The following is a 10,109-nucleotide window of genomic DNA, read 5'->3' as shown; positions in this document are numbered from 1 at the left end:
TTTTCCCACCACTAGGCGTATACCGTTAAACATGGGTGTGGGGGGGGTTGTTTTTTTTTTTAATCACCCTGTTTGTTTTTTGGGGGGGGGGGGGCTGGATGTTCCAGCCCGGCCGACGTCTTCCGAGGACCTCAACTCACCCGCTCAGCCCGATGCTTCACACCCCGCAGCTGCACCACCGCGGGCAACCCGTCGAGCCCCGCCGAGTCCCTGGCGTGCGCCAACGCCTCCGCGGAGAGCCGGTGCAGCGCATCGCCGGGCGTCGCATGGGCTTCCAGGAGCAGGGACACCCGCGCGTGGGGCGCGGTACGGCGGCCCGTCAGAGCGACCGCGGCCCGCTGCACGCCCTCGATCGACTCCGCCTCCCCCACGAGTACGTTCTCCAGGGCCCGCCCCCGTAGCAGCGCGCCCTCGCCGTCCCCGGTCTCCACGAGCACCTCGGCCAGCCTCCGCCGCCGCAATTGCGCCGCCAGCCACCACAGGGCGAGCAGCACGCACACCGCGAGTACGGCGATGACCGTGGGCCAGAACCAGCCCTCGTCCCGCCACCTCGCCCGGTCCGCGTCGCTCAGCAGGACGTCACGCTTCCCGTCGTGGACCCACCACGACGGCGGCGAAGCCCCGAGCCCGACCGCGAGCACAGAGCCGCCGCCGAGCACCAACACCAGGCCGATCAGGCCGAGCACCACACGGTTGACCGTCTTCAGCATCGCGCGCTCACCCCTTCCTGCCAGGCCGTGCCACCCGGACCGAGAGCGCGGGAGCGCGGCCGAGGCCAAGGTCCCTGATGCCGTCGGCCAGTGTGGTGTCCAAGTCGTTTCTCACGTCGTCGAGTTCACGGAAGTGCGAGACCGCGCGGACATCCACCTTGGAGCGCTTCATGCGGACCCGCACCGACTGCACGCCGGACACGTCCATCGCCCGGTCCCGCAGCACCATCGCGGCGGCGCCCCTGTGCAGCCCCGCCCGTACGTCGGGGTCCCCGCGCCGCATCGCGAGGACCGCCCGCAGCCCGGGCGTCGCGGCGAGCACGATCAGCCAGAGACCGGCGGCAGCGGCCACCCCGGCGCCGACGAGGACGGCCGTGTCCTTCAGGGGCCGCTCGGCGAGTTCGCGGGCGAGGTCGCGCCGCCAGCCCATGGCGGAGTGCCCGGCCCGCACCGCCGCGATGTCGTACAGCACGAGCCCCGCGCCGCCGAGGACGAGCAGCGCGAGGACGGCGGCGGGCACGCGCCGCGGTGACCAGAAGCGGGCCGCCTTGGTGTCCTCGGCCAGTGTGGGCCGCGGGTCGTAGGACGCCGCGGACGCCGACTGGTCGAGTTCGCCGTCGGCCCGTTCGATGACGGGCAGCGGCTGTGTGCCGCCACCGGCGCCCGCGCCCTGAGGCCCCTGAGCCTCGCTCATCGTGTCCTCCCCTGCGTCGCGGCGTGGACGTGCGCCGAGTGCAGCCGTTCGACCTGGACCGCGACCTCGGGCACTTCCATCCCCGCCAACGCCTCTACCCGCTCGGCGACTTGCCGACGCACCGCGCCGCACTGCCCGCCGATGTCCGAGGGGTAGTCGAGCTCGACGCTGATCCGCACACGGGCGACGTCATGGCGCACGGTGACGGTCGCGTGCGGCGGCGAGCCGTCAGCGGGCACCGCCGTCAGCGCCTCACGTGCAGCCTGTGCCGCGATCTTCGCGACGACCCGGTCGGCGATCCTGGTCGCGCCTCGCTCCCCGGGCGCGACCTGTGCCGCCATGGCTCACCGCCGCCGGTCGTCGCCACGGGTACGGAAGAAGTCGCCGAGCTCCAGGTCCCCCTCGAGGAACCGGCCCGCGACAAACCCTATGGCGCCCAGGGCTGCCACCAGGAGAAACGCCCCGAACCCGCCGAAGTACCCGGCGAAGCCGAGGGCCATTCCGGCCACCATGCCGATAACGGCCATGCTCATCGTGCGCTCCTTGAGTTGGGGCTCCCGGTGACAGCGTTGCTCCTGGCGACAGCGTTGCTCCCGGCGACAGCGGCGCTGTCGCTCGCGGCGGCAGCGTTACTGAAGGCGGCCTTGCGGCTCATCGTCTTCCTCGTCCGGGAGCTTCACATCGCTCACCGCGATGTTGACCTCGACGACCTCGAGGCCGGTCATGCGCTCGACCGCCCCGATGACGTTCTCCCGTACGGCGCGCGCGACGTCCGCGATCGAGACGCCGTACTCGACGACGATCTCCAGGTCGAGCGCCGTCTGCACCTCGCCGACCTCGGCCTTCACGCCGCGCGATACGGACTTGGAGCTCGAACCGCCGGGCACGCGGTCGCGTACGGCCCCAAAGGTCCTGGCGAGTCCGCCGCCCATCGCGTGGACGCCGACGACATCACGGGCCGCGAGCCCCGCGATCTTCTCGACCACGCCGTCCGCGATGGTGGTGCGCCCCCGGGTGGCGGGGTCGCCGCCGCCCCTCTTGGTCGAGCCGCTCTTCCCCGCCTCGTCCGGAGATTCCTTCGCCAGGGTCTCCTGAGGCCGGTTCCGCTGTCCGGTGTCACTCATTGCGGTCTGTCCCTTTCGAAAGGGGATCTGCTCCTTCGCCCACACTAAGTGCGCTTACGTCCGCGCGCGCCAGGGATGCGGCAGGCTGGAGCAATGACCGGTGACGGATGGACCGAGGCGGTACGGCGGCAGCTCGGCCTGGGGCGGGTTCTGCCCCTGGGCGGACCGGGTGACGGATCCTGGTTGACGGAGGCGTGCGCGGGCGGGGTACTGCGCCAAGCGGCGGATCGGGTGAGCGGCGTACACCTCGGTGACCTGCGACTGGCGCTCACCGATCCGTCGAAGGCGGACGTCTCCTCCGTGCCGTCACCGCCGAGCGCGCTGCCGCCGGGCCCGCTGCGGATCACGGCGGAGTTCGCTGCCGAGCCGACCGAGCCGCTTCCCGAGGCGGCGGCCCGGCTGCGGGCGGCGCTGTTCGCGGCAGCCGACGAGCGGCTGGGCCTGGTGGTCGACGAGGTGGATCTCAGCGTGACGACACTGCTCGACGAGGGGCAGGCCCCTCAGGCTCCGCAGGCCCCCGTCGACGTGAAGCCGGACAACGAGACGCCGCCGGACGGCGGGCAGGCGACCACCGGGAGCGGGGACGAGGCCCGTGCGGCGAGCGCCGCCCTCGGCGTGCCGGGCGTGCGGCGGCTGACCGGCGCCCTCGGCGGCTTCGGCCGTGCCGTGCACATCGACGCGTTGCCGACGGCGGACACCGCCCTGCCGCGCCGCCACGCGCGCGTAGAGGTGGCGACGGACCGCGAACACCGCGCCCTGGACGTGGCGCTCGCGGTCCGTACGGCGGTCGGCAAGGCGCTGACGGACCACCCTTCGGTGGCCGTTCTGGTCACCGCGGTGGAGTGAAGAGTGACGAGGTGAGGTGAAGGGGTGTCAGTCGCCGAGCCCCGCCAGGTCCCGCAGACGGCGCCCCTGTGCGGCACGCTCGGCGGTGCGCTGCTCCTCGTACGTACGGCCGGCCACGCCCTGCAGGAGTGCCTTGGTCTCGATGACCGCGTCACGCGGCGCGGTGAGGAGTGCGGCCGCCAGATCACTCACGGACGCGTCGAGCTGGTCGGCGGGCACGACGAGGTTGGCCAGGCCGACGCGCTCGGCCTCGGGCGCGTGGACGAACCGCCCGGTGGCGCAGATCTCGAGCGCGCGGGCGTAGCCGACAAGCCCCACGAGGGGGTGTGTGCCGGTGAGGTCGGGCACCAGGCCCAGGCTGGTCTCGCGCATGGCGAACTGCACGTCGTCGGCGGCGATCCGCAGGTCACAGGCGAGCGCGAGCTGGAAGCCCGCACCTATGGCATGCCCCTGAACGGCAGCGATGGACACGATGTCACTGCGCCGCCACCAGGTGAACGCTTCCTGGTACTCCGCGATCGTCGCGTCGAGGACGTCGTCGTCGCCGCGCGCCAAATCGATGAACGACGGCTCACCGTCGAAGCCCTCTGGCGTGAACGCCTGTCGGTCGAGGCCCGCGGAGAAGGACTTGCCCTCACCGCGGAGCACGACGACACGGACACTGCCCGGCAACATCCGGCCTGCCTCGGCCAACGCCCTCCACAGCGCGGGAGATTGGGCGTTGCGCTTGGCCGGGTTGGCCAGCGTCACCGTGGCGACGGCCTCGTCGACAGTCAGGCGTACGCCGTCCTTGTCGATTACCGGTGCGGATCCGCCGAGTTCACTGCCGGGCGAAACCATAGGGGCCTCCGATGGTGGTGTGCGGTCGGTCCGGGCGCGCACGCGCGTCCGTAAGTGACTGCACAGTAACCACCCGACCGATAGAGGTTCCCCTCAGGCCCCTACTAAGGGCCCTGGGGGACGATCGACCGGGTGGCCACCGTCGAAACCGGTGAACCGCCCGCAGCCGTCAGCCGGCTGCGGCCTTCTTGCCTCGCGTCGCCCCGCCGCGTCCCCGCAGCGTGACTCCGGACTCGCTGAGCATGCGGTGCACAAAACCGTACGAACGGCCAGTCTCCTCGGCCAACGCCCGGATGCTCGCACCGCCGTCGTACTTCTTCTTCAGGTCTGCCGCGAGCTTGTCGCGCGCGGCGCCGGTTACCCGGCTGCCCTTCTTCAGAGTCTCGGCCACCCGTGCCTCCTCGTGGGAAGTGCGCTCTGGACTTCTCATGATCACCCCTTCCGGCCTTCCTGGCCACCCATTCGGCAAGGTCCGTACGACGAGGTTTCCCGCCGGGGAAGGCGGGACCACGATCGGAATTAACGATTCCGCGTGTCGAATTCCGTACGGCTGAATGAGTTGCGGGAAGAAATGCCAGGTCAGAGCGGTGAGGAGCGAGAGCCGAGTTCCAGGCCCAGACCACAGGGGAAATCCGTGTATCCCACACTTCGGTACGAGGAGACCTCACACAGATGAAGGATCACGGATCGGCCGAATGATCCATACGCAGTGGATCAGTTATTCGATCAACCAATGTGGACGCCTGGACGGCATCAGGCGAGCGCGACCAGATCCGCGTAATCCTGGCCCCACAGGTCCTCGACGCCGTCGGGCAGCAGGATGATCCGCTCCGGGTGGAGCGCCTCCACCGCGCCCTCGTCGTGCGTGACGAGGACGACCGCGCCCTTGTAGGTGCGAAGGGCGCCGAGGATCTCCTCGCGGCTCGCCGGGTCGAGGTTGTTGGTGGGCTCGTCGAGGAGCAGCACGTTGGCGGAGGAGACCACCAGGGTCGCGAGCGCCAGACGGGTCTTCTCGCCGCCGGACAGGACACCCGCCGGCTTGTCGACGTCGTCGCCGGAGAAGAGGAACGAACCGAGCGTCTTGCGCACCGCGACGAGGTCGAGGTCGGGAGCGGCCGAGCGCATGTTCTCCAGGACCGTGCGCTCCGGGTCGAGGGTCTCGTGCTCCTGCGCGTAGTAGCCGAGCTTGAGGCCGTGGCCCTCGATGACCTGCCCGGTGTCGGGCTTCTCGGCGCCGCCGAGCAGCCGCAGGAGCGTGGTCTTGCCCGCGCCGTTGAGGCCGAGGATGACCACGCGCGAGCCCTTGTCGATGGCGAGGTCGACGTCCGTGAAGATCTCCAGGGAGCCGTACGACTTCGAGAGTCCCTCGGCCATCAGCGGGGTCTTGCCGCAGGGCGAGGGGTCGGGGAAGCGCAGCTTGGCGACCTTGTCGCCCTTGCGCACCTCGTCGAGGCCCGCGAGGAGCTTGTCGGCGCGCTTGGCCATGTTCTGCGCGGCGACGGTCTTGGTGGCCTTGGCGCGCATCTTGTCGGCCTGCGAGTGGAGCTGGGTGGCCTTCTTCTCGGCGTTCTGACGCTCGCGCTTGCGGCGCTTCTCGTCGGACTCGCGCTGCTGCTGGTAGAGCCGCCAGCCCATGTTGTAGACATCGATCTGGGCGCGGTTGGCGTCCAGATAGAAGACCTTGTTGACGACCGTCTCGACCAGGTCGACGTCGTGGGAGATCACGATGAAGCCGCCGCGGTAGGACTTGAGGTAGTCCCTGAGCCAGACGATGGAGTCGGCGTCGAGGTGGTTCGTCGGCTCGTCGAGGAGCAGGGTGTCGGCGTCCGAGAAGAGGATGCGGGCCAGCTCGACGCGGCGGCGCTGGCCACCGGAGAGCGTGTGGAGGGGCTGGCCGAGCACGCGGTCGGGGAGGCTGAGCGCGGCGGCGATGGTGGAGGCTTCTGCCTCGGCGGCGTACCCGCCCTTGGTGAGGAACTCCGTCTCCTGGCGCTCGTACTGCTTCATCGCCTTGTCGCGGGTTCCGCCCGAGCCGTTGGCGATGCGCTGTTCGTTCTCACGCATCTTGCGGATGAGGGTGTCGAGTCCGCGGGCGGAGAGGATGCGGTCGCGCGCGAGCACGTCCAGGTCGCCTGTACGGGGGTCCTGCGGGAGGTAGCCGACCTCTCCGGAGCGGCTGATGGTGCCGCCGGCCGGGACGCCCTCACCGGCGAGGCACTTGGTGAGCGTGGTCTTGCCCGCTCCGTTGCGGCCCACCAGGCCGATGCGGTCGCCCTTGGCGATTCGGAAGGTGGCGTTCTCGATGAGGATGCGGGCGCCGGCGCGCAGCTCGATGCCGGAAGCGGTGATCACGGACAGACTCCAGGGCAGGGGGGATGGACGGCGGAAGGTTCGAAGGCGTTCACGCCGTCTAATGCACGAGGAGAATGGCCATGAGGCCAATTCTACCGGTGCGGTGCAAGCTCTTTTTCAGCCCGGGCCCGTACGCCGTCGGGGGCGCCGCCCGGCAGCGCGTTGCCCAGGGGCGTGCGCCGGGGCACGATCCGGCCGAGGTCGTCCACGGCGATCAGCTGTGAGGTCCACGGCGTCGCGGCGTCCTCGCAGGGCTGGGCGACGAGCAGGGCCTCGCGGTGGCGCACGGCCCTGGCGGGTTCGAAGGCGCAGCCGGGTTCCGCGGGCAGCACCCAGCGCAGGTCGCCGTCGGCGCTGCGGTAGGCGGCGATGCGCTGCGGGGTGACGACGGCGAGCATGCGGCCGCGGGGGTCGAGCGGCTGAAGGACTCCGGCGGCGCCGCGGGCCGCCGGCGTGCGCAGCCAGGGGGCGCTGTCGGGGATGGCGCGGTGCCAGCGGACGGCGCTGCCGTCGGCGCGTGCGGTGTCGGTGACCAGGCCGTCGTTCCAGAGCGCGACGGCGTGCCCGGGGACGGGGAGCAGGGCAAGGGGCCTGGCTCCCTCGCGGCGGTACGTCCAGCGCGGGCGGCCCGTCGTCCTGTCGTACGCCTCTACCGCGCGGCCGGTGGTCCGCAGCGCGGGGGCCGCCGTACCGGCGTCCACGCGCGCGTGGACGGTGACGTGGTCTCCGTAGGGGGCCGGTCGTGAGTGGTGGGCGGCGGTGATGAGCGGCAGGGCGAGGAGACCGAGGACCACCGGGAGGGCGATCCGGGGCCCGCGTCGGGCGGACACCGCCCGCACGGACCCGGACCCCTCGCACGACACGGGCCCGGATCCCGCCGCCCCGCACGGCACAACGGTCACGACGCTCCCCCTCTTCGGCATCTCTGCCGGTACCTCTGCCCACGCAACAGGCGCAGAGCGTAGCGGCGGCGTGAGTGCGTGGACCCGGGCGGCGGGCGCGACACGGCGTGCCATGTCGCCGGGGTCCCCCGTTCGGACCCCCGTCCGGCGCCGCGCGGGATGGGGCATATCAGGATGAAGGCGCCGACATCTCGGCACAGGGCGGCACAACGCCACCCCGGATGCGAGGCAGAGGGTGGTGCGCCCATGCAGTTCGACGACGACGCCGATCTGGACACGTCCGAGGTGCAGGATGTGCGGGGCAGCCGGATTCCCGGCGGCAAGGCGACGGTCGGCGGCGGCATCGCGGGCCTGATCGCGCTGGTGCTCGGGCTGCTCTTCGGGGTCGGCCCGGATCAGCTCGGGCTCTCGTCGGGCAGTGACGAGCCCGCCGCGTCGTCCTCGTCGCTCGCGCAGGTCCAGCAGAGCTGCCGTACGGGGCAGGACGCGAACACCAAGGACGACTGCCGCATGGTGGCGGTGGTCAACAGCGTGCAGGACTACTGGCGCCCCGAGTTCCAGCGCAGGAAGGGCACCTACTCCCCCGCGCCGACCGTCCTCTACACCAGCCGGGTGGGCACGGCGTGCGGTGCCGCGTCGTCGGCGGTCGGCCCCTTCTACTGCCCCGGTGACCGGAAGGTCTATCTGGACCTGGGCTTCTTCGACGAGCTGCGGACCAAGTTCGGCTCGAGCGGCGGCCCCTTCGCGCAGGCGTACGTCGTCGCGCACGAGTACGGGCACCACGTGCAGAACCTCATGGGGACGCTGCAGCGCTCCCAGGACGGGCGTACGGGACAGAACAGCAACGCCGTGAAGGTCGAGCTGCAGGCGGACTGCTACGCGGGCGTCTGGGCGCGGCACGCGACCCGTACCGCCGACGACAAGACGGGCAAGCCGCTGATCACCAGCCTCGACGACGCGGACATCCGCGAGGGCCTGGACGCGGCGGCCGCGGTCGGCGACGACCGCATCCAGGAGAAGTTCCAGGGCCGGGTCACCCCGGAGTCCTGGACGCACGGCTCGGCCGAGCAGCGGCAGCAGTGGTTCTACCAGGGCTACCGCACCGGCGACATGGGGCAGTGCAACACCTTCCGGTGAGGAGCCCGGCGGGGCTCAGACGCCCCCGGTGTGCACCTGGAACGCCGCCCGGCGCACGGCCTTCGCCAGTGCCGGATCGGGGTGGGCCGCGGCCAGGGCGACAAGGACCTGGACGGTGCGGGGGTGGCCGATGCGCCGGACCTCGTCGAGGAGCGCGGGCACCGTGGGCTGCACGGCGGACTCCAGGTGACGTACGAGGAGGTGGATCTCCCCGTGGTCGGCGACGGCGGCGGCGGTGTCGACCCACAGCCACGTCGACTCCTCCCGCGACAGGACGAGGTGGACGTCCTCGGGGTCGGCGCCCTCCTGCTCGGCGAGCCAGATGAGGGCGTAGGGCCGCAGCGAGGTCTCGTCCACGACGGTCCGCACCTCGGCCTCGGCCGGGGCGCCGACCACCCGCAGGCATTCGAAGGCGAGGCCGCGCAGGAGGGCGTCCTCGCCGCGGGCCGCGTCCAGGAGCTCGGTGACGGCGCTGCCGACGGGGCGCGGGGCGAGCCAGGCGCGGTACTCCGAACGGGCCGCGTTCGGGCGCAGGCGCGCGCAGCCGCGGAGCATGTCCTCGGCGGACTGCTCGATGTTGCCCGCCGGGCTCTGCGCGGCCACGCAGATCTGCTCCAGCTTGACCCAGACCGCCCAGCTGCCGAGCGGCGTGAGTGTGGCCTGCCCTTCGGCGAACGTCAGCGCGCCGACGGCGGCGAGGCCGCGCAGCGCCCAGTCCAGGAGAGTGGCGAGGGGCGGCGTCTCGGCCGGGTCCACCGGCTCGGGCTGCGGGCCGTAGGGGATCTCGCAGCGCTCCGTGCGCAGTTCCGTGACGCGCTGGTCCAGGAGGTCCAGGAGCTGCGGTACGGGGACGGGGCCCGCGGAGAGCTGCAGCAGGGTGAGGAGCTGCGGCATGGCCTCGACGGTCTCGGCCACGGTGGCGGGCGCCAGTTCGCGTGATGCCGCGTGCGCGAGCGACCAGGCGTCGAAGAGGGCGACCCAGCCGCGCAGCACGGCGGCGTCGTCGCGGTCCCAGGCGCGCAGCCGCCAGCCGGGGCGAGCGATGTCGCCGTGCACCTCGATGAGTCCCGCGAGCCGTGCGGTGTCCCAGTCGGCGCGGACCTGATCCGGGGTCAGCGCCAGTTCCGCGGCGGCCCGTTCCGCGGTGGCTACGGAGAGGGTGCCTTTGGTGCCTTCGGCTCCGTCGGCGGCGTCCGGTTTTCCCGCGCGGGCGGGTCCCGAGCGCAGGGACGTGTCGGCCCAGCGCGCGACCCTGACGGCGTCGGCGAGGCCCTTGCGCGCCATGCGGGCCAGCTCTCCGGGGGCGGGTGTGCCCTCGGGCGGCCGGGGCGCGGGACGGCGCGCACGCTGCTGTGTCACTGCGCCGGGGGCGGTCAGGGGCCGCGCTGTGCCGCGCTCCGCCCCCGCTCGCCTCTCGGCCCTGGGGGATTGAGCGCGGACGAGTCGGAGCCTTGAGTCGCGCGGGATACGGGACGTCACGGGAGCAGTCTTCCTGTTGACGGTC

Annotated in this window: 12 protein-coding genes; 2 read left to right on the top strand and 10 right to left on the bottom strand. The window is 71.9% G+C overall.

Going from position 1 to position 10,109, the window contains the following annotated elements; all coding sequences use genetic code 11:
• Positions 1-131: 131 nt before the first annotated feature.
• From amaP to ACWFRJ_RS26070, 5 genes are all read right to left on the bottom strand, one after another.
• On the bottom strand, positions 132-710 hold the full coding sequence (gene amaP / locus ACWFRJ_RS26090; protein WP_453535561.1) for an alkaline shock response membrane anchor protein AmaP: 579 nt from the start codon (positions 708-710) through the stop codon (positions 132-134).
• A gap of 7 nt (positions 711-717) precedes the next feature.
• Positions 718-1,404: a DUF6286 domain-containing protein gene (locus ACWFRJ_RS26085; RefSeq protein ID WP_453535558.1), complete on the bottom strand. Its 687-nt coding sequence runs from the start codon at positions 1,402-1,404 to the stop codon at positions 718-720.
• Entirely contained in the window at positions 1,401-1,745 is a 345-nt protein-coding gene (locus ACWFRJ_RS26080; protein ID WP_453535555.1) for a hypothetical protein, read from the bottom strand. Before ACWFRJ_RS26080 ends, ACWFRJ_RS26085 begins: the two co-directional genes overlap by 4 nt.
• 3 nt (positions 1,746-1,748) lie before the next feature.
• Positions 1,749-1,937 carry a hypothetical protein gene (locus tag ACWFRJ_RS26075; RefSeq protein ID WP_249590721.1) on the bottom strand — a complete coding sequence of 63 codons (189 nt, stop codon included), beginning with the start codon at positions 1,935-1,937 and terminating at the stop codon, positions 1,749-1,751.
• A 96-nt stretch (positions 1,938-2,033) separates the two neighbouring features.
• Positions 2,034-2,528 carry an Asp23/Gls24 family envelope stress response protein gene (locus ACWFRJ_RS26070; RefSeq protein ID WP_453535552.1) on the bottom strand — a complete coding sequence of 165 codons (495 nt, stop codon included), beginning with the start codon at positions 2,526-2,528 and terminating at the stop codon, positions 2,034-2,036.
• A gap of 93 nt (positions 2,529-2,621) precedes the next feature.
• Between ACWFRJ_RS26070 and ACWFRJ_RS26065 the strand changes: the two genes are divergently transcribed.
• The gene (locus ACWFRJ_RS26065; RefSeq protein ID WP_453535549.1) at positions 2,622-3,374 is read left to right on the top strand and encodes a nucleopolyhedrovirus P10 family protein; all 753 of its coding nucleotides are present in this window, start codon (positions 2,622-2,624) and stop codon (positions 3,372-3,374) included.
• Between the two features lie 27 nt (positions 3,375-3,401).
• Here ACWFRJ_RS26065 and ACWFRJ_RS26060 read toward each other — a convergent pair whose 3' ends face one another.
• The 4 genes from ACWFRJ_RS26060 to ACWFRJ_RS26045 all read right to left on the bottom strand — a co-directional run bounded on the left by ACWFRJ_RS26060 (position 3,402) and on the right by ACWFRJ_RS26045 (position 7,468).
• A complete protein-coding gene (locus ACWFRJ_RS26060) occupies positions 3,402-4,214 on the bottom strand; it encodes an enoyl-CoA hydratase/isomerase family protein (protein WP_383282960.1) in 813 nt (270 codons plus the stop codon).
• A gap of 169 nt (positions 4,215-4,383) precedes the next feature.
• Complete coding sequence (locus ACWFRJ_RS26055) at positions 4,384-4,605, bottom strand: helix-turn-helix domain-containing protein (RefSeq protein ID WP_055550175.1); 222 nt, start codon at positions 4,603-4,605, stop codon at positions 4,384-4,386.
• Between the two features lie 362 nt (positions 4,606-4,967).
• Entirely contained in the window at positions 4,968-6,566 is a 1,599-nt protein-coding gene (locus tag ACWFRJ_RS26050) for an ABC-F family ATP-binding cassette domain-containing protein (protein ID WP_453535544.1), read from the bottom strand.
• 92 nt (positions 6,567-6,658) lie between these two features.
• Positions 6,659-7,468 carry a hypothetical protein gene (locus ACWFRJ_RS26045; RefSeq protein WP_453535541.1) on the bottom strand — a complete coding sequence of 270 codons (810 nt, stop codon included), beginning with the start codon at positions 7,466-7,468 and terminating at the stop codon, positions 6,659-6,661.
• Positions 7,469-7,714: 246 nt separating this feature from the next.
• Between ACWFRJ_RS26045 and ypfJ the strand changes: the two genes are divergently transcribed.
• Positions 7,715-8,605, top strand: a complete 891-nt coding sequence (gene ypfJ / locus ACWFRJ_RS26040) for a KPN_02809 family neutral zinc metallopeptidase (protein WP_453535538.1) — start codon at positions 7,715-7,717, stop codon at positions 8,603-8,605.
• Positions 8,606-8,620: 15 nt separating this feature from the next.
• On the opposite strand, the gene ACWFRJ_RS26035 is transcribed toward ypfJ, so the two are convergent.
• On the bottom strand, positions 8,621-10,084 hold the full coding sequence (locus tag ACWFRJ_RS26035) for a hypothetical protein (protein WP_453535535.1): 1,464 nt from the start codon (positions 10,082-10,084) through the stop codon (positions 8,621-8,623).
• Positions 10,085-10,109: the final 25 nt, after the last annotated feature.

The organism is Streptomyces sp. NPDC055239, from assembly GCF_053606205.1.
The sequence above is the reverse complement of the archived record's forward strand: the minus strand, read 5'-3'. Positions and strand labels throughout refer to the sequence as shown.